The sequence below is a fragment of the Pseudomonas sp. GX19020 genome (assembly GCF_023371075.1).
Classification (GTDB): Bacteria; Pseudomonadota; Alphaproteobacteria; order Rhodobacterales; family Rhodobacteraceae; genus Pseudogemmobacter.
Genome location: NZ_JAMCCR010000002.1, coordinates 204,250 through 226,430 on the forward strand (window position 1 = coordinate 204,250; position 22,181 = coordinate 226,430).

Consider the following 22,181-nt stretch of genomic DNA (forward strand, 5'->3'; position numbering starts at 1 on the left):
ATACGCTCATGACCAAACGTCTGATCCTCAACGGATTTGTGATGAACTCCGTCTCGCATATCCATCACGGCCTCTGGCGCCGTGACGATACGCTGCAAACCGAATTCAACGATCTGAACACCTGGACCACGCTGGCAAAAGCGCTGGAGGCCGCCAAATTCGACGCCCTCTTTTCCGCCGATATCATCGGGGTCGACCCGGCCTATAAAGGCGGGTGGGAGACCTATATCGAAGAGGCCGTCCAGATCCCGATCAACGATTCCGGCGCGCTGATTGCCGCGCTGATCGGCGCGACGGATCAGCTGGGCCTCACGCTGACCTCGTCGATCCTTCAGGAACATCCGTTCAACTTCGCCCGCAAGATCTCGACCCTGGATCATCTCTCGAAAGGGCGGATCGGCTGGAACCTGGTGACATCGGTCAGCCATAACGCGGCGCAGAATTTCGGCTTTGACCGCATCGTCAAACATGACGAGCGCTACGCCTGGGCCGATGAATATATCGACGTGGTCTATAAGCTCTGGGAAGGGTCCTGGGACGAGGGCGCGGTGCTGGCCGATAAAAAAGGCAACCGCTACGCCGATCCGGCCAAAATCCACCGCATCCATCATGAGGGCAAGCGCTACAAGGTGCTGGGCCCGCATCTGTCGCAGCCCTCACCGCAGCGGGTGCCGCTGTTGTTCCAGGCCGGATCTTCCACCGCCGGTCGCGCCTTTGCTGCAAGGAACGCCGAGGGCACCTACATCGTCGCGCAAAAACCCGAAGGTGCCCGCCGCCAGATCGAGGAAACCAACCGCTATCTGATCGAGGCCGGGCGCAAGGTCGGCGATCTGAAATATATCCAGGGCATGAGCTTCATCATCGGCTCGACCGAGGAAGAAGCGGCGCGGAAAGCCCGCGACATCAGTGAGGATGTCAGCCTCGACGGCTATCTCGCGCATCTCTCGCGCGATCTGGGCATTGACCTTGGCGTTCTCGACCCGGAACGCCCGGTGAAAGAGCTCGAGATCGAGGGCGTTCAGGGTGTGGTCCGCGCGTTTGAGGATTCAAACCCCGGCGTGGTCCCGAAAGTGCGCGATCTGGGCCAGGTCTATGCGAAGGCCGGCAATATCACCGGCACACCGGAAAGCATCGCCGATGCGCTGGAAGTCTGGCAGGAGGCCGGGATCGACGGCGTCAATGTCAGCTATCACCGCCTGCCGGCGTCGTTCCTGGAATTCGCCGAACATGTGGTGCCAGTGCTGCAAAAACGCGGCCTCGCGCAGCGCGACTACGCCCCCGGCACCTATCGCGAGAAAATCCTCGGCGAGGGCGCCCGCGTCAACACCCGTCACCCGGCATCGCGCTATCGCGGCGCCTTTGCGCAAGCCAACGCGCCGGTCGCAAAAGCCGCGACCGTTCCGGCAAAATAACCCTTACCAACCTGAGCCAAGGCCCTATCAAGATGAACTTCAAAGACCTCGCCCGTCGGATGCCCGACTTTACCAACCGCAAAGTGATCGACGCCCATATGGAGCGGCTCGACACCAGCGGCGTGTCGCGGCGCGACTTCCTGTCCTTTGCCTCGGCAAGTGCTGCGGCGGCGGCAGGGGCGGCCTATCTCGGCCTGCCCGCCACCGCGATTGCCTCGGAAAACGGCAAATTCGCCTATCTCACCGGCTTTCTGATCAATGAATGGAACGTCACCTTTGACCGCACCGCGAAAAAGGCAGGTGAGGTTCTGGGGCTGAATTACAGCTCCTTCGACAGCTCGCTGGATGGCGAAAAGCAATATAACCAGTTTGAAAGCCAGGTCGCGGCCAGCACCAATGGCGTGATCTTCAACCTGGCAGATGGCAGCGCGATCCGGGGGATCTCGCGTGTCGCCTCGCAAAACAAGATCTATGTCGCCAATGTCTGGGACAGCCTGCCCTGGTTCACCCCCTTTGACGCCGATGAATACTACACCCTCTTCGCGGTCTCGGAAGAGGTCACTGCGCATCGCGAAATCACCGAAGTGCTGCTGGCCGAAGTCACCGAGAAATTCGGCGGCGGCGACATCATCGGCGTCACCGGATCGAAAGGCAGCCTTCTGGAACTGCAACGGAACCGCGGCCGCGACCAGGCTTTCGAGAAATTCCCGAAGACGAAACTGGTCGATGAGCTTCCGGGCCTGTGGAACCGCGAGGACGCGCTGAAGGCAACCGAAGATCTGCTGACCCGCAACCCGAATGTGGTCGGCATCGTGACCCAGGACGACGATATCGCGCTTGGCTCCATCGCGGCGCTGAAGGCCGCCGGCCTGCGCCCGGGCGAGGATGTGCTGATCGTCGGCACCTCGGGCACCGGGCTCGGGTCGAAGGCGGTCAAGAACGGCGAGATGCTGGCAACCAAGGGGAATACCGGGGCATTCGCTGCCGCGCTTTTCACCACGCGGATCTATGACGTGCTGAACGGCTGGGTGCCGCGCGCACCGGAACGGCAGCTGAACTGGAACACGCTGACGCTGGATCAGTCGAATATCGACGGCTGGATCGAACGCTATGTCGATAATGGCGATGTCGAACCGTTCGATTACAAACGCATGTCGAAAGTGCTGCACCCGGAAGACTGGGATCCGCAGAACGAGGTCTATCCGCTGGATATCGACAATAACTTCGCCGGGATCGACAAGCCCCAGGGCTATGAATACCCCGCCGCCTATGTTGCCGCGCGTGAGAATGGCGAAAGCGCTGCGGTCGCGGCGGAATATGCCGATCACTACAAAATCAAATATGACGGGCCTTCGCCGAACAAGGCCTGACCTCCATCCCGGCCCGTAACGGGCCGGGTCCCCCCGCCCCGCTTTTTCCAGGCCCTTCGCCCGCTGGTCGCGGCGCGATGCGGCCGGTTGCACCCTCACGGAGGCCATCATGGTCCGCAAAGGCTTTAACCCCCGGCATCTGCCCGACTTCACGCAGAAAAAGATCATCGATCGCCATATGGAGCGGCTGGATACCAGCGGCGTGTCGCGGCGCGATTTCCTGTCGCTCGCCTCGGCAGGTGTTGCGGCCAGCGCGGCGGCGGCAGCACTTGGGATGCCCAATGTCGCGGTGGCCTCGGGCTCGAATAAGGTGGCCTATCTGGCCTGGAGCGCCAGCACCGAATATAATCAGCTCGTCAGCCTCGGCGCTGAAAAGGCGGCATCTGCGCTTGGACTGAATTACAGCTTTTTCGATGGCCAGATCGATTCCGGGCGGCAATTGTCGCAGTTTGAACAGCTTGGCACCGAACAGGCGATCGGCGGGTTCTTTAACATCCTCGACGGATCGGCACTGCGCCGCGCCGGGCAGTTTGCCGAAGACAACCAGACCTTTTTCGCCGCGATCTGGGACAGCGTGCCCTGGTTTACCCCCTTTGATGTCGGCGACTATTTCACCGTCTATCTGAACCCGCATGAGGACGAGGCCCATCGCGGCGTCGCCCGCGCCGTCTATCAGGCCGTGACCGACAAATTCGGCGAGGGCGAGGTTGCGGCGCTGACCGGCACCCCCGGCAACTGGTGCGAGATCTCGCGCAATGCGGGCCGCAATCTCGCGCTGGAGGAATTCCCGAATATCCGTCAGACCGACGAGCTGCCCGGCAAATGGCTGCGCGAGGAATCCTTGCGTGCGACCGAGGATCTCCTGACCCGCAACGGCAATCTGAGGGGTATCGTCGCGCAGAACGATGACGAGGCCCAGGGGGCGCTGACCGCGCTCAGGAATGCCGGGCTCAGGCCGGGCGAGGATTTCTTCGTCGGCGGGGCGGATGGCACCTCGCTGGGGGCAAAGGCGATCCAGGAAGGGCTCCAGACCTCGACCAGCGGCAACAGCCCGGTCTTCACCGGCGCCTTCCTGACCAGCTGGCTTTATGATGTGGCGAATGGCTGGAAACCGCGCGCGGCAGAACGTCAGCTGTTCTGGAAACCGACCGTGGTGACGAAGGACAATGTCGATGCCTATGTCGAACGCTATGTCGACAATAACGGCGTTGATCCCTTTGATTTCCGCAAATTCTCGCGCGTCCTGAACCCCGATGACTGGGATCCCCAGGCCTATGTCTACCCCGCCGAGACCGAAGAGATCTGGAAAGGCTATCAGCGCCCCGAAGGCTGGACCCTTCCCGCGGCTCTCGCCGAGGCAAAGGCGCAGGGCGAGTTCGACGCGGTCCGCGAGGATTACGCCGCCCGTAATAAGATCAAATTCGACGGGCCTTCGCCGAACAAACCGGCCTGAGCCGACGCAGCCCGGGCTGCGGGCAATACGCAGCCCCGGCAGAACAGAACAAAAGGATATGGAAATGGGCAAAATCACCCTGCCGCGCTGGATGCGCGATCTTGATAACCCGAAAGCCGTCGGGCGTCATATGGAGCGCCTCGACACCCATGGCGTATCGCGGCGCGATTTCCTCGCGATGGCATCGGCCGGGGCCGCAGCCTCGGCCTTTGCGGCGGCGGCAGGAATGCCGAATGTCGCGCTGGCCTCGGGGAATGGTAAACTGGCCTTCATCTCGGCTTTCATGTCGAATGAATATAACCAGATCCTGAATGGCGCCTTTGAATCTGCAACCAAAGCGCTGGATTTCTCGTATACCGGGCTCGACAGTCAGTTCGACGGCGAACGCCAGTTCAATCAGTTCGAACAACAGGTGACCTCGGGTGTGCAGGCCGGGATCTTCAACCTGGCCGATGGTGGCACCATCCGGGGCGTCAGCCGGCTGGCCGAGCAAAACAAGGTCTGGGTCGCCAATGTCTGGGACAGCCTGCCCTGGTTCACCCCGTTCGAAGCCTCGGATTACTGGACGCTTTACACCGTGCCCGAAGAATTCGAGGCCCATCGCGCGGTGACCGCGAAACTGCTGGCGGCTGTGACGGAAAAGTTCGGCGGCGGTGATATCGTCGGCGTGACCGGCACCAATGGCAATCTGACCGATCTGCAACGCTCGCGCGGGCGGGACGACGCGTTCCGCGATTTCCCGAAGACAAGGCTGGTCGACACGCTGCCGGGCAAATGGAACCGCGAAGATTCGCTGAAGGCCACCGAAGATCTGCTGACCCGCCATCCCGGACTGAAAGGCGTCGTGGCGCAGAATGACGATGTGGCACAGGGCGCGATTGCGGCGATCCAGGCCGCCGGTCTGCGCCCGGGCGAGGATATCCTCGTGGTCGGCGCCGATGGCACCAGCCTTGGCGCCCAGGCGATCCGCGACGGCAAACAGCTGGCGACTTCGGGGAACAGCCCCGCCTATGCGGCGGCGATCCTGACCGGCCGCATCTATGATGTCAGCCACGGCTGGGTGCCGCGCGCGTCCGAGCGGCTGCTCAACTGGCGCTCGCTGACGGTCACGGCGGAGAATGTCGAAGGCTATATCGAACGCTATGTCGATACGAACGGCCTTGATCCCTTTGATTACCGCAAGATTTCCAAGGTCCTGCATCCCGACGACTGGGACCCCCAGGCCGAGGTTTTCCCGCTGGATGTCGACAAGGCCTGGGCCGGGGTCGACCGCCCCGCGGGCTGGGAATACCCGGCACCCTATCTTGCGGCGCGCGACAATGGCGAATGGGATCAGCTGCGCGCGGAATATGCCGATCACTATAAAATCAAATTCGACGGCCCTTCGCCGCATAAATCAACCTGAGCGCTGTCTTTCTCCAACCCTCGTGCCGGGCGGTGAACAGCTTGCTTCACCGCCCGGAACATAGCCATCTTCCCTCGGTGCCCGAACCGGGTCCGGGTGTTGCGCAAACCGACCTTTCGCGAGACAGCCGCGCTTGCGCGGATTGGCATTGTCACGGTCGAGCATGTGGAGAACAGGTGCGGCGCGGGCGCTGAACACGCCGCACCTGATCGCGACGCGACATCACGGGATCGTTCGTATCAACCGGCCCCGGCACCAAGGTCGAAGGCAGCGCCACCGCTGTGACCTCGGCACAAGTAAAACTGGCCTATGAGCCCCCCGAAGGTCACCGGTTCAAGCTGTGCGGACAGCGCATGGATGATGACGCGCCGCAGCCCTTGCGCCGCCATTGCACGCAGCACCTGACCTTGCCGACGCGGGCAGAATACTGCTACCACCTGTCGGATGCCAATACGATCACCGCCGGCATCGACTGTTACGACGAGGACAGCACCTTTGGCGATCTGACCTCCGCCCGGCGGCCGAAAGAGCCAGAAATGTTGACCTTTATGCCCAAGCGCGGCGTGAACCGGTCGAGGGTCTGTCGAGCTCTTTCGGGCTTCTCTGAGATGACCAGAGTTTTATCGCATCTCGGGCCGGAAGGGCGATTTCTCGGGGTTAAGCGGCTGTGCCTCGATCGTCTGTGATGCGGGCCGATGCGCTGACGCTTCGCGGTCGAAAAGTTTCGCGCTGGTTATGACTATGAGACCGGTAATCGCAGCCTCGGTGGCGAGATCCTCCTGTCAAAGATCGTCGCTGCCCGCGACCGCGTGATCATGAATGGCCGGGAGCGCGGCTATCTGCGCGCTACTCGCAAAGCAGGATCAAAGTAAACGGCGCCGGCACCGACAGCTGGCGCGCGGTCGATCCTGGAACCCCTCTCGGGGGCGTGCTGGCCATCGAGGCGCGGCACATGCCAGAGGGCAGTGCCTTGACCTTTGGCGGCTCGATCAGGGCGGCAAAGGCCAGTGGCCACAGAGATGCCACGGCCATTAAGCCGTCGCGGGCTATGCAGTACCGAACCTCTTCACCGATGATCAGCCGCCTGCGGTCGAGGGCCTGGTGAACCGGGCCGGGGTCAACAACCTTTGCGACAGGACCTGTGGCGACCGCGCCATCGATGGCCAGGATTTCAACCCGATCACCCCGCTTTACGAGGTGGGCCGTTCGGTCAGCTGGCCGCCAAGGTGCGGTTCTGAGGCCAGGACAAAGGAGAAAGGGGCAGAACGATCTCGGCCGCGCTGCCTTCGCGGATCACGCGCCCGGCCTTCATCGCGATAAACCGGTCGGAATGGGCCGAGGCGAAATTGATGTCATGCAGTGCCATCACGACGGTTTTGTTCAGCGGCTCGTCCAGCAGGATCCGCGCGGATCTTCACGGCGGCGCTGGCCACGGAAACCAACATATTCTCACCCATCGTGATCGACCGCAAAGGTTTCGAGGGGGCGCTTTATGCCCCCCGGGCCGGCATCCGGTGACCCCGACGCCCTGCACCGCACCGATCCCGGTCGGGCCCGATCCGGCGGGGTTGATCGCATGAGGGGCCTGTGAAGAACTAAGGGACGAAATGCTTGCCCGGCTGCAGCGCGCGTTGCCGGTGGATGCGGTGGTGCTGGGGCTGCATGGCGCCGAGATGCCCCTCCACAACCATCTGACTGCAAAACGCGTCACCGCACCGGATTTCTTCACCGTCTTCAAGGAATTCCCCCATACCGATTTCATCGACTGCGCCGAGGGTCTCTGGCGCATCCTGACCAAGCAACTCGGGCGCGCGCTTCTCGCAATCGCGGCAAGCATATGATGCCGCAGATCAATGAGACTGAGGCGCGCGCCGTGGCCATTGGCGCGCTGTGGGCCCCGGTTGCGGCGCAGCTTTGTGCAGTCGCCGGCGAGGGCGCCGGGAAGCCCCTGCGATTTGGCGCCAGAGACCGGCGAGCCCTGCGACGCGCTGATTCGGGTCATCCGTCTGAATGCGGAGGTCGAAATGCGGTTCGGCGAGAACATCACGCTTGTCGGTCCGGCGGCGCGGATTGCGCCTCTCGACCGTGCGGGCGAGACGACCGGGATCGCGGTCCTCCTCAAGACCCTGCGGGTGCAAAGCTATGACCCTTCACTTTTCACCGCGTTCGGGATCGATCCGGTGGCGCAAAATATCGTCGTGATCAGATCAACCAACCATTTCTGTGCAGCTTTTGCGCCTATCGCCTCGGAAATGCTTTATTGCAGCGCCGGGAAGCCCTATCCGAATATTCCGGCACCCATTCCCTACCGGCTGGTCCGGGCGGATATCTGGCCGCGCATGGATGACCCTTTCGGAGAGATGTGATGAGCTTTCCCCCACCCGGCCTTCCCATTCCAGGTTTTCCCTGGCCCGAAGCCGGCACGCCGCTGGCAGATGTGGCAACACCGCTGCCGGTGATCGACGAGGACCGGCTCGCCGCCAACATCGCGCGGGCGCAGGACTATATGGCGGCGCATGGGCTGAGTTTCCGCCCCCATATCAAAACCCATAAGATCGCCGCCGTGGCCCGTCAGCAGATCACGGCCGGGGCTGTGGGCATCAATTGTCAGAAGCTGACCGAGGCCGAAGCTTTTGCCGATGCCGGATTCGACGATATCCTGATCACCTATAACATCCTCGGGCCGGTGCGGGTCGCGCGGCTGCTCGCGCTGAACGCCCGTGTGACGTGGCTGGCGGTAACGGCGGATTCGGCGGTGACGGTGGCGGGGCTGGCGGCAGCCTTCCCGGCAGAAAAACCGCTCACCGTTCTGGTCGAATGCGATACCGGCGGCGGGCGCTGCGGCGTGCAGAGCGCCGCCGATGCCTTCGCCCTGGCGCAGCTGATCGCCGCCGCACCGGGCCTGAATTTCGGCGGTCTGATGACTTATCCCGGCCCTGGCGGCGCCGCGCGGGTCGAGGCCTTCCTGCAAGAGACCATGGCGCTGCTGGCGCAGGCGGGCCTTCCCTGTCCGATGCGCACGAATGGCGGCTCGCCCGATCTGTGGAAAGCGCATCTGGTGCCTTCGGCGAGCGAGCATCGCGCCGGCACTTACGTCTATAATGACCGCTCGATGGTGCGGGCGGGCGCGTGCGGGCCGGAGGATCTGGCGATGCATGTGCTGGCGACGGTGGTCTCCCGCCCGACGCCTGTGCGTGCGGTTCTCGATTGCGGATCGAAGACGCTGACCTCTGATCTGCTGGGCTTTACGGATTACGGCGAGATCGAGGGCCTCGCGGGCGCCAGGATCACCAGCCTTTCCGAGGAACATGCCGTGGTCGATCTGAGCGCCTGTACCAGCCCCCTGCCGCAGGTTGGCGATCTGGTGCGGGTGGTGCCGAACCATACCTGTGTGGTCTCGAACCTCTTTGACCGGATGGTGTTCCACAAGAATGGCGTGGTCACGCGGGTCGAGCCTCTGGCCGCGCGGGGCACAGTCTGGTGAGCATGGGCAACGGAACCCTTCACGCAGGCCAGATCTTCGATGGCGAGACCTGGCACCAGGATGCGGCGATCAGCTTTGACGCGGGCCGGATCACCGCGATCCGCCCGTCGGGTGCGGCCCCCCCTGGGCCGCGTCTGCCCGGTCTGATCGCGCCCGGCTATATCGACCTTCAGGTCAATGGCGGTGGCGGGGTGCTATTCAATAATGACCCCACGCCAGGGGGGATCGCAACGATCTGCGCCGCGCATGCGCAACTTGGCACCACGGCTGTGATGGTGACGCTGATCACCGACCGCCCCGATATCACCGACCGCGCGGTCGCGGCGGCGGAAGCGGCATGCGTGCCTGGCTTCCTCGGGCTGCATCTCGAAGGCCCGCATCTGTCGCTGGCCCGCAAAGGCACTCATGACCCCGCGCTGATCCGGGTGATGCAGGATCAGGACCTCGGCATGATCCTCGCTGCCGCGGGCCGGCTGCGGCATCTGATCGTGACGCTGGCGCCGGAATCGGTCACGCCGGATCAGGTACGCGCGCTTGTCGCAGCCGGGGTAACGGTGAGCCTCGGCCACAGCGATTGTGATTATGACACCGCGCGCGACTATATCGCGGCGGGCGCCCGCATGGTCACCCATCTCTTCAACGCCATGAGCCAGCTCGGCCACCGCGCCCCTGGGCTGGTCGGCGCCGCGCTGACGGCGCCCGACCTTCATGCCGGGCTGATCGCAGACGGCTTTCATATCGCCGATGCCGCGATGCAGGTCGCGCTGCGGGCAAAGCCCGGGGAGGTGTTTCTCGTGTCAGACGCGATGTCGACCGTCGGGAGCGATCTGACCGGCTTCATGCTGAACGACCGTGAGATTTTCCGTGCCGGGGGAAGGCTGACCCTCGCAGACGGCACCCTGGCCGGTGCTGATATCGCGCTCGCAGATGCGGTGCGGTACTGCCATCTGCGGCTGGGCCTGGACATGGGCGCGGCACTGCGGCTGGGCGCAGCAGCACCAGCGGCGGCGCTTGGCCTGACGGATCGCGGGCATCTGCGACCCGGCGCATGGGCGGATCTGATCTGCCTGGACGATGCGCTGCAGGTCCTCGGCTGTTGGATTGCGGGCGTCCCCTCTGGCGGGATTGCCGCACAGGAGGCGCGGTCGTGATCCTGTGCTTTGACATCGGCGGCACCACGATAAAGATCGCCGAAGCCTTTGGCCCCGACGACATCAGGCCAACGATCCGCGTTCCGACACCGGCCCTGGATTTCACCGCCTTCACCACCGTTTTGCAGGCCGCCATCGACGCGGCACCCGAGCGGCCCGACTGTCTCGCCTTTTCCATCGCCGGGGTGATCGACCCGGAAACCGGCATCGCGACCGTGGCGAATATCCCCTGCCTGAGCGGACGGCGCCTGCGCTCTGACCTTGAGGCGGCGCTCGGCCTGCCGGTGGTTCTGGGCAATGATGCCGATTGCTTTGCGCTGGCCGAAGCCACCATCGGCGCCGGGCGCGGCCATGCGGTCGTGTTCGGCATCATCCTCGGCACCGGGGTCGGTGGCGGCATCGTGGTCCGGGGCCGGCTGATCAATGACAGTTCCGCATCGGGCGGCGGATCAGGCGGCGGCTTTACCGGCGAATGGGGCCATGGCCCTGTCGCCCAGAGCATTGTCGGCGATACCGTGCTTCCGGCCTTTCCCTGCGGCTGCGGCCAGACCGGCTGCCTTGACGCGATCTGTTCGGCGCGCGGGATGGAAAAGCTGCATCTTGCCCTTGGCGGCGCGGCACTTGCCGCAGAGGACATCATTGCCGCCTGGCAGGCCGAGGAGCCCGCAGCCTCGCGCACCATCGCGATCTGGCTCGACCTGCTCTCTGGCCCGCTCGCCATGGTGCAGAACATGCTCGGGGCCGGGGTGATCGCGGTGGGCGGGGGCCTGTCGAATGCGCATCCGCTGATCGACGCGCTGGATAAAGCGGTTCGGGGACGGATCCTGCAACGGCTTTCCCGCCCGCTGATCGTCCAGGCACAATGCCCGATCGAGCCCGGCCTTGTCGGCGCAGCAGTGCTTGGCCTGAACCGGAAGCGCGACGGCTGACCCACCCCATATTTGCCGCTTGCCCGGCGGAGTGATGTTCCGCCGGATTTGCGCGCATCGGTCAGCGCCATCGAAAAATCATTGGGGATCATCATGCGATCCCTCCAGGTTACTGACAGGTAATCCCCCCAGGGAGTGAATTATACGAGGTGCGATTATCGGCCCCGGCTTTTTGTCTCGGCTATCTTGCCCATGTATTCCGCGAAATGGACCCGGATTTCGAGATCCAGGGCCGGGGCGGCGACCCTGACCGGACATGGCATCCCCGCCGACATCTCGCATGAAAGCCCCGAAGCGCTGGTAAAGGCCGGCGGTTTCGATCTGCCGATGATCAGCTCGCCCGATCATTTCCACCTTGACCATATCCGGCTGGGGCTGGAAGCGGGGGCAGGTCTTCTCGGAAAAGCCCATCATCTCATCACCTGAGGACACTTATGCGCTGGCGCATCTGCTGGTGCGATACTGGCCTGAGAACCCCTCGGTCGCCCCCGTGTGCGCTACGCGCCGTCGCACCGCGACCTCTGGCGGCGCGTGACGCCGGCCCTCTGGGCGATATCGTCTCGGTCGAGGCGGCCGAACATATCTACCCCTGCTGCCACGGCGCGCTTTTCATGCGCGACTGGCGGCGCCAGGAGAAATGCTGCCATGATCTCGACCTTTACAACGGGCTGATCCGGGCGTGGCCCGAGCGGGTGGCGTCTTTCGGAGGCAGGAAGACCTTTATCCCGGAAAATGGCCCGCGCATTTATGGCGTCAACGATGTGGATATGTTCTATAAAAACCGTCGGGCTGGAACGGGTCGGAGAAAGCCTTCGTTTCCGATGGTGATATCTTCGACTACCAGGTCCGCCGTTGCGCAGCCTTTGGAACCAAAGGCGTGGCCCTGCCGGTCTCGCGCCTCGATACCCCTGAGGCAGGTGTGCTGGATTTGTCGATGGACAAGCAATTCACCTTCGCGCTGACCTTCAATTCCAGAACCGAATACATGCCTCTGCCGATTGGCCTTTATGCCTTTTTCGGCAAGCAGGATGTGCTCTGGAACGAGTTGATGGCCACCGCTTTCCTGGGCATCGCCCCAGCCATGATCATCATCTTCGTCCTGCAAAGATACCTTGTCGGCGGGCTGACCGCCGGGGCGGTAAAAAATACCCTTCACAACCGGGAGTATGTGACGTGTCCGACCTCTTTCGGAAAAGCGTGATCGGCGCAGTGCTGGCCTGCACCACCGCCCCGCCCGCCAGGACCTTTGACACTCCCGTCCACCAGGTCCTGCACTGAGCCTGTACCAATAACGACCAGATCATCGACGCCGATGGCAGCATCACCCTAGACAGTCCCGAAGTCCTCGCCGCGCTGACGGCCTATCAGGACATCACGCCTTATTCCGTCGAAGGCGCCGAAATCTTCCTCTTTGACGCGCCGCTCTCGAATTCTGATGCCGCCCTGCGCGCCGATATGCGGATTGAACTCACCCGGCTGCATAAACAGATTGGCGCCAAATCGCCCGGGCCGGTGCGCCGCAGGACCTGTATCACAAGCCGCAAAACACATTCGTCGGGGGGGGCATCGGCAATCTGCAGATGAATTTCCTGCCCGGCTATCAGGCGGTCACCATCGGGTTCAGTGCCGCCGAACGCAATCTGTTTGACGCGGCAGGCGAGGCGCTGGAACGCCGCCTCTCATCCGGAACGATCAAGGGCTGAGCCTCAGCTCTCCGCCGCATCCACCGCCTTGCGCATCGCGCCCACGGCAAGATGGATGTTCGGCGGATCGGCCAGCAGGCTGCCGCCCAGCAGATAGACGACATCCTGGCCATACATCCGCACCATGTCAGCGGCGCGTTCCACACTCATCCCGCCACCGGGGCTGGGCAGCATCGCCGTCCCAGGCCCGCCAGGCGCGCGGCAGGCCTTTGCGATTTGCAGACAATCCGCTGCCGAGAAGCCAAACCGCCCGCCGACATTCGGGAAAACCGAGATATCCGCCCCCGCAAGCCTTGGAAGCGTGCCGAAGACCACACCGTGATCCATGCCCGTATCGGGGTTCAGCACCCAGGGGCCCAAGAAAGACGGATGCGTCATCACCGGCAGGTCAAGGCCCGCGTCCTGCGCGATGCGATGCACCATGCCGAATCCCAGAAGCCCCGGCATCACAATGACACCGCCCGCTCCGGCATCCCGGGCAAAGCGCAGCCGGGCCTCGATCTGGTCCGCCGGGCCAGAGAGGTTCGGGATATAGATCGCATTGCGCCCATATTCGGCATTGGCCACGGCCACGGCCTTCGCAACGGCCTCGACGCGGGCCTCGAACGGCGCAGCATCCTGACCCGCAAGCCCGTGATCCTCCTTGATGATGTCAGCCCCACCGCGCACCGCGCCTGCAGCCAGCGCGGCAAAGGCCGCGGGTGGCTGGCCCATCGGCTTCAGCACCGGCGCAATCATTCCGCCTGTTGCGCGACCGCAGCGCGCCCGGATGCCTTTGATGCCGAAACGCGGGCCTGGAAAGCGCGCCAGCATCGTCTCACCCGGCTCAACTCCGGTCACCCGGATCCCCTGCTGGATCGAGGAATTGCCGAAAACCACATTCAGGAACTGGCTGAACTCCTCCCCGGCGCTGTCGGGCGAGTAAGAGATTTTCGCCTGAAAGACGCCGTCCGACAGCGTGCCGGTCTCTTCAACCCGGCCGAGGATCTCGTCTTCGATATAGCCCGGCGGCACCACCGCGCGCGGGATCTCGACCGTCTGTTCCAGCGCGATTGCATCCGCGCGGGCGCGGGCTTCGGCCAGATCACCGGCGCGGATGCGGTAGGTGACGGTGAAGCGCATCAAAGCGCCTCGGCCTTGACCACCGAATGCACCGCCTCGACCCGGACCGCACCAAGCGCATCTTCGTCAATGCCGGTCTGCTGCCCGGTCAGGCGTTCGACCGCGCGAACAAGGCTCAGCGCATCCATCCCGTAATAGCGCATGAGATAGGGGCGCGAGCCGCCATGGGCATAGGTGTCCTGCAGCCCCAGCCGGATCAGGCGGCGCGAAAGCCCGGCCTCTGCCAGCGCCTCGGCCACCATCGAGCCGATACCGCCGGTCACCAGATGGTTTTCCAGCGTGATGACACCATGTTTGACCTGTTCTGCATGGCCAATGATCGTCGCGGCATCAAAGGGTTTCAGGGTGTTCAGATGCAGGTGACGCACCGAAACCCCCGCCCGGTCCAGCGCGCCCCTTGCCCGGATCGCTTCTTCGGTAGTGATCCCTGTGGTAACGATCAGCACATCGGTGCCTTCCGCAAGAACGCGGATCTTGCCGATTTCCAACGGGGTATCAAAAAGCCGCGGCACCGCGCCGCGCAGGATGCGGCAATAGACCGGGCCATCGACACTGTCGGCGGCGGCGACGATGCTCTCGACCTCACTCGCGTCACCGGCCTCCAGCACGGTCATGTTCGGGATCGTGCGCATCACCGAAATGTCTTCGATTGCCTGATGCGTCATGCCGCCCGGAGTGGTGATGCCGGGCAGGAACCCCATCAGCCGCACCTGGCGGCGCGGATAGGCGATGGAGGCCATCAGCTGGTCATAGGGCCTGCGATACAGGAACACGCCGAAGGAATGCAGGAAAGGCCGGAAGCCCGCGAGGCCAAGCCCGCCGGCGAAAGACAGCATGTTCTGTTCTGCCATGCCAAGCGACAGGAACTGATTCGGGTGGCGATCACGAAAGCCGTCGATCTCGCAGCTTGAGGTCAGGTCGGCGGAAAGGCACAGCACCTCGGGGTGCTGCACGGCGTAATCTTCAAACGCCTTCGCATAGGGGCGGTTCACCATTTCCATCTTCAGTGCCCTCCCAGGTCGACAGGTGCAATGCCAAGCTCTGCGGCTATGGCGATGTTCATCTCGCGGCGTTCCTCGTCAGATTTGAACCGCACGTAATGCAGGCGCGGGAAGCGCTTCATCAGGAATTCCATGCCTTTTGTCGGGCTGGAATGGGCAAGGATGATCAGCGGCCGGCCTTCATGCGGCGTGGCTTTGGCCTGACGCAGTGCCGTCAGGTCATGGGCATCAACTTCGGCCACCACCGCGCCGAAATTGCGGAATTTGGTGGCGATATCGCCCACCGTCATCACCGAATCCATCGCGCCGTCGCATTGCTGGCGGTTCACGTCCATCAGCGCCCAGAGATTGTCGATGCCGTGATGGGAGGCTGCCTGCACCGCCTCCCAGGTCTGGCCCTCCTGAACCTCGCCATCCGACATATAGACACAGACCTCGCCGGTCTCGCCCCGCCGCTTGCGGCCCCAGGCAAGGCCCGCGCCGGTCGAAAGCCCGATGCCGAGAGTACCATTATGCACCTCCATCCCCGGGGAATGTTCGGCGCCGATCATCTCGACCGAGGATCCATCCTGGTTGAACATTTCTAGCCCTTCGGGGGTCATACGGCCGGTCTCGATCAGGCAGGCGTAAGCCACCAATGCGTAATGCGCGGGTGCGATGAACAGCCGGTCATGCACCGCGTCGAACGGGCCGTTATAGCCTGCGCCGGTGCGGTAATCATGGTTCGCGGCCGAGGGCACCCCGCCAAAGGGCGGCGGCACCATCGGCATGGTCGAGGGGCCGAGATTCAGCGCCTCATTATACAGAAACGCCAGTTGCTCGGCGGCGGAACAGGCCTGGCTCAGATAGCCGCCATTGTTGCGCATCGAATGTTCGAACACGCGGCAGCGGATGCCATGGGCCACCTCTTCGGTGGTACGGGAGTTTTGCATTTGTGGCCTCATCGCGGAAAATCGGGGCCGGACAGGCCGGCCCCGGTCAGATCAACGTGCGGGGAGCTTCATCCAGGGGCTCACCGACACTTCGGCATGGACGAAAGCCGGCATTTTCGCGCCCAGCTCTTCCATATTCGAGATGTCGAGCTCGTTCAGATCGGCCTGGGTGATCAGGGTCGGCGGCACGATGACCTGGGCCGCGACGGTCTCACCGGCAAGAAGCTGCGCGAGGGTACGCACCGAGACCTCGCCCACCACGGCGGGGTTGGTCGCGGCAGTCGCCTTCCAGCTCGACCCGTCTTCGCGCATCAGGGCAATATCTGCGGTCGAGACGTCAGCCGAATAGATCGCGACATCCTGGCCCATGCCGGCCTCGTCCACGGCGATTTTCACGCCCTTGGCGAACTCGTCATAGGGGGCGAAAACGACCTGGATATCCGGGTTCGCGGAAAGGACTGACCGCGCCTGGTTCGCGACCGAATTGGCAATCGGGTTGTCCATTGTGCCGAACATCGCTTTCTCGGTGATGCCCGGATATTTCGCCTTGAACTCTTTCCAGGTCTCATCACGGCGATCAAGCGGCGCGATGCCGGGGACATAGACGTAACCTGCGGTCCAGGTCTCGCCCTGATCCTTGATCGCCTGTTCCAGCGCCAGGCGGGCCAGGTCGCGGTCAGACTGTTCGACCTGCGGGATGGCGGCATTTTCGACATTCACGTCGAAAGCTACAACCTTGATGCCGGCATCGACGGCGCGTTGCGCGGCTTCCTTCATCGACTCGGTCAGACCGTGCTGGATGATGATGCCATCAACGCCCAGCGCGATGGCCTGATCGACCATATCGGCCTGCAAAGCCGCATCCTGGCGCGAGTCGAAGACCTGGAGGCTGACGCCGAGGGCCTCTGACTGCTTTTCCACGCCGGAAAGATAGGCCTGAAAGAAATCGCCGGTCGACAGATAGCGCACCAGCGCGATCTTTACATCGGCGGGCTTGTCGAATGGCGCCGGAGCATCCTGCGCGATAGCGAGGCCCGGGATCAGGGCAATACCGCCCATCAGGCCCACAAACACCCGTCTTGAGAACATGGTTTCCTCCCTCTTCTCTGTTATCCGTTTTGCTCAGCCGCGCGCCCGGCCTCCCCGACCGGAAAGCGCGAAAGTAAAGACGAGGGCGACAACGAGAACAGCGCCCTTGATGAAATCCTGCGTGTAATAAGGTGCGTTCAGCATGGTCAGCCCCTGCAACAGGATGCCGACAAACAGTGCGCCGATGGCTGTGCCAAAGGCATTGGGTTTCGCGGCGCCCAGCACGGCAAAGCCGATCAGCGCTGCGGCAACCGCATCGAGCAAGAGATTATTGCCCGAAGCGACATCACCCCGCCCCAGCCGCGCCGCCAGCAGGATGCCGCCAAAAGACGCCAGCGTGCCTGAGATCACATAGGCCAGAATGCGGTAGAAATTCACGTTGATGCCGGCAAGGCTCGCCGCTTTTGCGTTCGACCCGATCGCATACATGACGCGGCCATGGCGCGTGAGTTCGAGAAACCCCCAGACCAGAAACGCGATCACGATCAGGAACACCACAGAAAGCGGCACCAGATCCTCAAGGATGAAATCGAGCCGGTGCCGCCCCAGCATCAGAAAGCCGGGCGAGAATGTGCCGGTCGCGGTGCCGCCTCCGGGCAGCGACATGCCGGTCGAGATGGAATTTCCTTCCGTCGGGATACGCTGCAACCCCATCAGCAGGAACATCATCCCAAGCGTCGCCAGAAGATCCGGCACCCGCATTTTGACGATCAGCAATCCGTTGACCAGGCCCACGAAGGCCCCCATCGCCAGGCAGAACACCACCGCCTCGACCGCGCCGAGATCCCAGATCACCATCGTATAGGCCGATAGCATCAGCGACGAGGTCGCCACCGCCCCGATGGAAAGATCGAACCCCCCGACCACCAGCGTGGCGGTCACGCCAAGCGCCAGGATACCGGTGATCGCCACCGATTGCAGGATGAACACGCCGCTGCGTGCGGTCAGGAAGGCCGGTTGCGCGACGGAAAAGCCGATCACCAGCCCCGCCATCAGGATCAGGAACCCGTAGCGGATCGCGAAATCGGTCAGATTGAAGTCTTTTTTCATGCGACATGTCCTGCGGCGGATTCGGTGACCTGCGCCATCACCAGGCCGAGGTCGATATTCTGATTGCGGTGGGTGCCGATGATCGAATGCTCGCTCATGACAAGGATGCGGTCGGCCACTTCCAGCGCCTCGTCGATCTCGGCACACAGAACCAAAGTGGCGCGGCCAGAGGCGCTGGCACGGATATGGCGGCCGATGTCGCGGCGGGCCTGGATGTCGACGCCCTGGAAGGGCTCATCAAGGATCAGAAGGCGCGAGGCCTCGGCCAGCCAGCGCGCGACGACAACCTTTTGCTGATTGCCGCCCGACAGCGTGAGGATCCCGTCTTTCGGGCTCTGACACACGACGCCCATCTCGCCGATCATCCTGGTTGCGGTGGCGCGCTCGGACCCGGGGCGCAGCAGTGCCAGCAGCCCGGTATGACGCGACAGGAATGGCAGCACCATATTGCGGGTGATGTCGAATTCCGGGATCACCGCATTCAGCAGCCGGTCCTTCGCCGAAAGAAACACTCCCGCCTGCACCGCTGCGCCCGGATTTTTCGGCGTATACGGGGTGCCGTCCAGGCCGATCATGCCGCCCTCGGCGCGCGAGACGCCAAAAAGCACCTCGGCCAGCAGGGATTTCCCCGACCCGACAAGGCCGGTGATCGCCACGACCTCATTTTCATGCAGACTCAGATCGAACGGCACCGCATCAGGGCGCAGCCGCAGTGCACGCGCCTCAATCACCGCCCGGCCCTGAGGCGGAATGTCGATATCGACTTCGGTGATCTCATGACCCAGCATGGCGCGTACCGCACCGGCATAATCCAGGGTCTCGCCCTCGAACTGGCCGGAAATCTGCCCGTCCCGCATCGAGACAATCCGGTCGGCGAGGCGACGGATATCGGACATGCGATGCGAGATATAAAGGATTGCCACCCCCTCGGCCCTCAGTCGGTCGATCAAAATGAACAACCGTTCTGTTTCAGTTGCCGAAAGTGACGAAGTCGGCTCGTCCAGGATCAGAAGCCGGGGGCGATGTGACATGGCGCGCGCGATGGAAACCAGCTGCCGGTCTGCAAGGCTCAGCTCGCGCACCGGGCGTGTCACATCGACATCCAGCCCCACGGCGCCGGCAATCCGCCTTGCCTCCGCGCGCATCCGACGCCCGTTGAGGAAGAATGATGAACCCGCCGCCAGCTCGTCGAGCAGGAGGTTCGAGGCCACGTCGAGATCAGGTGCCACCCCGTCATTGATGTTCTGATGCACGGTCACCACCCCGGCGCGCAAAGCACTGGCCGGATCGGGCGGATCAAAGGGCTGGCCATCCAGCGTGATCTCGCCGGTATCGCGGCGCTGCACCCCGCAGAGGATCTTGACCAGAGTGGATTTCCCCGCCCCGTTCGCCCCCATCAACACTGTCACTTTGCCGGCCGGCAGGGTCAGATTGACCCCCCGGAGCACATGATTGCGCGCAAAAGAACGGGTCAGCCCCGTGATAACGATGGCGTCCTGCGGCACGATGGTCTCCTCTCCCGACCCGAGGCTAGCGTCTCGGTTATTCAAATGTCAATAACGTTTGACAAATGCCGCAAGAATGGAAATCCTTAGCCGGAACCCCGGGATGCGGGAGGAGGAATCCGCATTCCGGAGGGCAAGATTTGGTGGGCCGGGCCAGCTCTGGCATGTCACCTGCGGGAGGAGAAAGCCGTGATTCCGTCAGACACTGCGTCGCAATATGAGGCGCTGACCCCCAGCACATTGCCGTCCCGTCTGGGCGGACTGAGCCTTTTGACCAGCCGCGTCGGCCCTGCCGACAGCTGGCAGGTCGAAGAGGTCGGCGATGGCAACCTGAACCTCGTTTTCATCCTGCGCGGCGCGGCGGGTGCGGCGATTGTGAAACAGGCGCTGCCCTATGTGCGGCTGGTGGGCGAATCCTGGCCCCTGCCGCTGAAACGCAGCTTCTTTGAATATAACGCGCTGACCCGCCAGGAAGCGCGTGACCCGGGCGCAGTGCCGGAGGTCTGGCATTTCGACGAGGCGCAGGCCATTGTCGTGATGGAATTCCTGACGCCGCATATCATCCTGCGCCACGGGCTGATCGCAGGAAAACGCTATAACGGCCTTGGTGAAAGGCTGGGCGATTTCTGCGCGCGCACGCTGTTCCGGGGATCGGATCTGTCGATGACCCCGGCCGCGAAAAAGGCCGATATGGCGCTGTTCGCGGGCAATGTCGAACTTTGCGACATCACGGAAAACCTTGTCTTTTCCGACCCCTATTTCAACGCAAAGCTGAACCACCATACACCGGGGCTGGAAGGCGCCATTGCCCGCATCCAGGCCGATATGGTCCTGAAAGTCGCCGCGCAGCATCTGAAGATGGGCTTCACCTCGCAGGCCGAGACCATGCTGCACGGCGATCTCCATACCGGATCGATCATGGTGTCTGATGACGATATCCGTGTCATTGATCCGGAATTCGCCACTTATGGCCCGATTGGCTTTGATGTCGGCATGCTGATTTCCAACTTTCTGATGGCCTATATGTCGCAGCCCGGCCACGAGACCAGCGCGGGCGCGCGGGCCGGCTACCAGGACTGGCTGCTGTCGGTCACCGCCGCGGTCTGGACCTCGTTCGAAGCCGAATTCACCCGGCTCTGGCGCGAGGAACGCACCGGCATCCTTTATCAGGCAACGCTGTATGAGGATCAGGGCCACGGCCTCGCCGGCGAGATCGCGCGGGCGGAACGGCTTGGCATGATCTGGCGCGATGCACTTGGCTTCTGCGGGGTCGAGATGCATCGCCGCATCCTTGGTCTTGCCCATAACGCCGATTTCGAACGCATCAGCGATGCGCCCACCCGCGCCGGCTGCGAGGCCCGTGCCCTCGCGCTTGGAACCGCACTGATCCATGGCCGCAATGGCCTTACCGGAATTCCTGCCGTGCTTGACCTCGCGCGGCGCATCAGCCTGGAGAACCACCTGTGAAGATCAATGGCAAACCCTACCGCTCCATCTGGCGCGAGGCGTCAGGTCAGGTGATGATCATCGACCAGCGCTGGCTGCCGCATGAATTGCGCATCGTGCCGCTGACCACGCGCGACGAATATGCCGTCGCGATCCGCGATATGTGGGTACGTGGCGCCCCGCTGATCGGGGCCACGGCGGCTTACGGCGTGGCCGATCAGATGGCGCGCGACCCTTCGGATGCGTCGCTCACCGAGACCTGGGAAGTGCTGCATGAGACGCGGCCCACAGCGATCAACCTGCGTTGGGCGCTGGATGAGATGGACCGCGTGTTGCGCCCGCTGCCTGCCGGGGAACGCGCGGCGGCGGCGGCGAAACGCGCCGATGAGATCGCGGATGAAGATGTCGAAATCAACCGCCGCATCGGCGAGCACGGCCTCGCGCTGATCCGCGAGATCGCAGCCAGGAAACCTGGGCAGACCGTCAATATCCTGACCCATTGCAACGCGGGCTGGCCCGCAACGGTCGACTGGGGCACTGCAACCTCGCCGATCTATCACGCGGTCGAGGCCGGCATTCCGGTGCATGTTTTTGTCGATGAGACCCGCCCCCGCAACCAGGGCGCACAGCTGACCGCATGGGAGCTGAACTCGGCGGGCGTCAGCCATGATCTGATCGTCGACAATGCCGGTGGCCATCTGATGCAGCATGGCGAGGTCGATCTGGTGATCGTCGGCACCGACCGCACCACGGCCCAGGGCGATGTCTGCAACAAGATCGGCACCTACCTGAAAGCGCTGGCTGCAAAGGCCAATGGCGTGCCGTTTTATGTGGCCCTGCCTTCGCCGACCATCGACTGGACGGTTGTCGACGGCGTGAAAGAAATCCCGATTGAGGAGCGTTCCGATACCGAGGTCACCCATGTTCAGGGCAAGGACGCCTCGGGCAGGATCATCCAGGTGCAGATCAGCCCAGATGGCACCGGCGGCCGCAATCCGGCCTTTGACGTGACACCGGCAGCGCTGGTCACCGGGCTGATCACCGAGCGCGGCGTGGTCGCCGCCGATGCGGCCGCGATGGAGGCAATGTTCGGCGATCTGAAATCCGCCGCGCTGAAACGCTGAAAATG

The 22,181-nt window shown here is 63.2% G+C and carries 22 protein-coding genes and 2 pseudogenes; 16 read left to right on the top strand and 8 right to left on the bottom strand.

Features of this window, described 5'->3' with window-relative positions; genetic code table 11:
• Nucleotides 1-8: 8 nt before the first annotated feature.
• From M3484_RS05630 to M3484_RS05650, 5 genes are all read left to right on the top strand, one after another.
• A complete protein-coding gene (locus M3484_RS05630) occupies nt 9-1,412 on the top strand; it encodes an NtaA/DmoA family FMN-dependent monooxygenase (RefSeq protein WP_249496098.1) in 1,404 nt (467 codons plus the stop codon).
• 32 nt (nt 1,413-1,444) lie between these two features.
• A complete protein-coding gene (locus M3484_RS05635; protein WP_092900532.1) occupies nt 1,445-2,782 on the top strand; it encodes a sugar ABC transporter substrate-binding protein in 1,338 nt (445 codons plus the stop codon).
• 109 nt (nt 2,783-2,891) lie between these two features.
• Nucleotides 2,892-4,235, top strand: coding sequence for a sugar ABC transporter substrate-binding protein (locus M3484_RS05640; protein ID WP_249496099.1), 1,344 nt, complete (start codon nt 2,892-2,894; stop codon nt 4,233-4,235).
• A gap of 64 nt (nt 4,236-4,299) precedes the next feature.
• The gene (locus tag M3484_RS05645) at nt 4,300-5,640 is read left to right on the top strand and encodes a sugar ABC transporter substrate-binding protein (protein WP_249496100.1); all 1,341 of its coding nucleotides are present in this window, start codon (nt 4,300-4,302) and stop codon (nt 5,638-5,640) included.
• Between the two features lie 353 nt (nt 5,641-5,993).
• Nucleotides 5,994-6,326, top strand: a complete 333-nt coding sequence (locus M3484_RS05650; RefSeq protein ID WP_249496101.1) for a hypothetical protein — start codon at nt 5,994-5,996, stop codon at nt 6,324-6,326.
• Nucleotides 6,327-6,486: 160 nt separating this feature from the next.
• Here M3484_RS05650 and M3484_RS05655 read toward each other — a convergent pair whose 3' ends face one another.
• Nucleotides 6,487-6,672: a hypothetical protein gene (locus tag M3484_RS05655; protein ID WP_249496102.1), complete on the bottom strand. Its 186-nt coding sequence runs from the start codon at nt 6,670-6,672 to the stop codon at nt 6,487-6,489.
• Nucleotides 6,673-6,850: 178 nt separating this feature from the next.
• Entirely contained in the window at nt 6,851-7,006 is a 156-nt protein-coding gene (locus M3484_RS05660; protein ID WP_249496103.1) for a hypothetical protein, read from the bottom strand.
• Nucleotides 7,007-7,235: 229 nt separating this feature from the next.
• Between M3484_RS05660 and M3484_RS05665 the strand changes: the two are divergent.
• The 9 genes and pseudogenes from M3484_RS05665 to M3484_RS23600 form a co-directional block, all read left to right on the top strand.
• Nucleotides 7,236-7,481 (top strand): annotated as a pseudogene (locus M3484_RS05665) (M81 family metallopeptidase); the annotation flags it as partial.
• Nucleotides 7,482-7,493: 12 nt separating this feature from the next.
• Nucleotides 7,494-8,006: an MlrC C-terminal domain-containing protein gene (locus M3484_RS05670; RefSeq protein WP_283258324.1), complete on the top strand. Its 513-nt coding sequence runs from the start codon at nt 7,494-7,496 to the stop codon at nt 8,004-8,006.
• Complete coding sequence (locus M3484_RS05675; RefSeq protein ID WP_249496106.1) at nt 8,006-9,124, top strand: D-TA family PLP-dependent enzyme; 1,119 nt, start codon at nt 8,006-8,008, stop codon at nt 9,122-9,124. The genes M3484_RS05670 and M3484_RS05675 overlap by 1 nt, the downstream gene beginning before the upstream one ends.
• 2 nt (nt 9,125-9,126) lie before the next feature.
• Nucleotides 9,127-10,275 carry an N-acetylglucosamine-6-phosphate deacetylase gene (locus M3484_RS05680; RefSeq protein ID WP_249496345.1) on the top strand — a complete coding sequence of 383 codons (1,149 nt, stop codon included), beginning with the start codon at nt 9,127-9,129 and terminating at the stop codon, nt 10,273-10,275.
• Complete coding sequence (locus tag M3484_RS05685; RefSeq protein ID WP_249496107.1) at nt 10,272-11,204, top strand: ROK family protein; 933 nt, start codon at nt 10,272-10,274, stop codon at nt 11,202-11,204. Before M3484_RS05680 ends, M3484_RS05685 begins: the two co-directional genes overlap by 4 nt.
• A 192-nt stretch (nt 11,205-11,396) precedes the next feature.
• Entirely contained in the window at nt 11,397-11,630 is a 234-nt protein-coding gene (locus tag M3484_RS05690) for a hypothetical protein (protein WP_249496108.1), read from the top strand.
• Between the two features lie 451 nt (nt 11,631-12,081).
• On the top strand, nt 12,082-12,405 hold the full coding sequence (locus M3484_RS05695) for an ABC transporter permease family protein (RefSeq protein WP_249496109.1): 324 nt from the start codon (nt 12,082-12,084) through the stop codon (nt 12,403-12,405).
• A gap of 185 nt (nt 12,406-12,590) precedes the next feature.
• A pseudogene (locus tag M3484_RS23945) lies at nt 12,591-12,689 on the top strand (hypothetical protein); the annotation flags it as partial.
• Between the two features lie 95 nt (nt 12,690-12,784).
• Nucleotides 12,785-12,907 carry a hypothetical protein gene (locus M3484_RS23600; RefSeq protein WP_283258325.1) on the top strand — a complete coding sequence of 41 codons (123 nt, stop codon included), beginning with the start codon at nt 12,785-12,787 and terminating at the stop codon, nt 12,905-12,907.
• A gap of 3 nt (nt 12,908-12,910) precedes the next feature.
• Here the strand turns inward: M3484_RS23600 and M3484_RS05700 are convergent, their stop codons facing one another.
• The 6 genes from M3484_RS05700 to M3484_RS05725 are packed head-to-tail and all read right to left on the bottom strand — an operon-like array spanning nt 12,911 to nt 19,606.
• Nucleotides 12,911-14,029: a RuBisCO large subunit C-terminal-like domain-containing protein gene (locus M3484_RS05700; RefSeq protein ID WP_249496110.1), complete on the bottom strand. Its 1,119-nt coding sequence runs from the start codon at nt 14,027-14,029 to the stop codon at nt 12,911-12,913.
• Nucleotides 14,029-15,030, bottom strand: coding sequence for a transketolase family protein (locus M3484_RS05705; RefSeq protein ID WP_249496111.1), 1,002 nt, complete (start codon nt 15,028-15,030; stop codon nt 14,029-14,031). The genes M3484_RS05700 and M3484_RS05705 overlap by 1 nt, the downstream gene beginning before the upstream one ends.
• A gap of 2 nt (nt 15,031-15,032) precedes the next feature.
• Nucleotides 15,033-15,962: a transketolase gene (locus tag M3484_RS05710; RefSeq protein WP_249496112.1), complete on the bottom strand. Its 930-nt coding sequence runs from the start codon at nt 15,960-15,962 to the stop codon at nt 15,033-15,035.
• Between the two features lie 51 nt (nt 15,963-16,013).
• Complete coding sequence (locus tag M3484_RS05715) at nt 16,014-17,051, bottom strand: substrate-binding domain-containing protein (RefSeq protein WP_249496113.1); 1,038 nt, start codon at nt 17,049-17,051, stop codon at nt 16,014-16,016.
• Between the two features lie 33 nt (nt 17,052-17,084).
• A complete protein-coding gene (locus M3484_RS05720) occupies nt 17,085-18,101 on the bottom strand; it encodes an ABC transporter permease (RefSeq protein ID WP_249496114.1) in 1,017 nt (338 codons plus the stop codon).
• Complete coding sequence (locus M3484_RS05725) at nt 18,098-19,606, bottom strand: sugar ABC transporter ATP-binding protein (protein ID WP_249496115.1); 1,509 nt, start codon at nt 19,604-19,606, stop codon at nt 18,098-18,100. Before M3484_RS05725 ends, M3484_RS05720 begins: the two co-directional genes overlap by 4 nt.
• 189 nt (nt 19,607-19,795) lie before the next feature.
• Here M3484_RS05725 and mtnK point away from each other — a divergent pair, with 189 nt between their 5' ends.
• Together mtnK and mtnA are read left to right on the top strand one after the other, a co-directional pair.
• Nucleotides 19,796-21,073: an S-methyl-5-thioribose kinase gene (gene mtnK, locus M3484_RS05730; protein WP_249496116.1), complete on the top strand. Its 1,278-nt coding sequence runs from the start codon at nt 19,796-19,798 to the stop codon at nt 21,071-21,073.
• Nucleotides 21,070-22,176 carry an S-methyl-5-thioribose-1-phosphate isomerase gene (gene mtnA, locus M3484_RS05735; RefSeq protein ID WP_249496117.1) on the top strand — a complete coding sequence of 369 codons (1,107 nt, stop codon included), beginning with the start codon at nt 21,070-21,072 and terminating at the stop codon, nt 22,174-22,176. The genes mtnK and mtnA overlap by 4 nt, the downstream gene beginning before the upstream one ends.
• Nucleotides 22,177-22,181: the final 5 nt, after the last annotated feature.

Excerpts from the sequence above, each read along its gene's own strand:
- M3484_RS05700 (WP_249496110.1), bottom strand. The coding sequence starts at position 14,029 with ATGCGCTTCACCGTCACCTACCGCATCCGCGCCGGTGATCTGGCCGAA.
- M3484_RS05650 (WP_249496101.1), top strand. The coding sequence starts at position 5,994 with ATGGATGATGACGCGCCGCAGCCCTTGCGCCGCCATTGCACGCAGCAC.
- M3484_RS05720 (WP_249496114.1), bottom strand. The coding sequence starts at position 18,101 with ATGAAAAAAGACTTCAATCTGACCGATTTCGCGATCCGCTACGGGTTC.
- M3484_RS05715 (WP_249496113.1), bottom strand. The coding sequence starts at position 17,051 with ATGTTCTCAAGACGGGTGTTTGTGGGCCTGATGGGCGGTATTGCCCTG.
- M3484_RS05710 (WP_249496112.1), bottom strand. The coding sequence starts at position 15,962 with ATGCAAAACTCCCGTACCACCGAAGAGGTGGCCCATGGCATCCGCTGC.
- M3484_RS05675 (WP_249496106.1), top strand. The coding sequence starts at position 8,006 with ATGAGCTTTCCCCCACCCGGCCTTCCCATTCCAGGTTTTCCCTGGCCC.
- M3484_RS05705 (WP_249496111.1), bottom strand. The coding sequence starts at position 15,030 with ATGGAAATGGTGAACCGCCCCTATGCGAAGGCGTTTGAAGATTACGCC.
- M3484_RS05660 (WP_249496103.1), bottom strand. The coding sequence starts at position 7,006 with ATGGCACTGCATGACATCAATTTCGCCTCGGCCCATTCCGACCGGTTT.
- M3484_RS05690 (WP_249496108.1), top strand. The coding sequence starts at position 11,397 with ATGTATTCCGCGAAATGGACCCGGATTTCGAGATCCAGGGCCGGGGCG.
- M3484_RS05645 (WP_249496100.1), top strand. The coding sequence starts at position 4,300 with ATGGGCAAAATCACCCTGCCGCGCTGGATGCGCGATCTTGATAACCCG.
- M3484_RS05670 (WP_283258324.1), top strand. The coding sequence starts at position 7,494 with ATGAGACTGAGGCGCGCGCCGTGGCCATTGGCGCGCTGTGGGCCCCGG.
- M3484_RS05630 (WP_249496098.1), top strand. The coding sequence starts at position 9 with ATGACCAAACGTCTGATCCTCAACGGATTTGTGATGAACTCCGTCTCG.
- M3484_RS05635 (WP_092900532.1), top strand. The coding sequence starts at position 1,445 with ATGAACTTCAAAGACCTCGCCCGTCGGATGCCCGACTTTACCAACCGC.
- M3484_RS05640 (WP_249496099.1), top strand. The coding sequence starts at position 2,892 with ATGGTCCGCAAAGGCTTTAACCCCCGGCATCTGCCCGACTTCACGCAG.
- M3484_RS23600 (WP_283258325.1), top strand. The coding sequence starts at position 12,785 with ATGAATTTCCTGCCCGGCTATCAGGCGGTCACCATCGGGTTCAGTGCC.
- M3484_RS05680 (WP_249496345.1), top strand. The coding sequence starts at position 9,127 with ATGGGCAACGGAACCCTTCACGCAGGCCAGATCTTCGATGGCGAGACC.
- M3484_RS05655 (WP_249496102.1), bottom strand. The coding sequence starts at position 6,672 with ATGGCCGTGGCATCTCTGTGGCCACTGGCCTTTGCCGCCCTGATCGAG.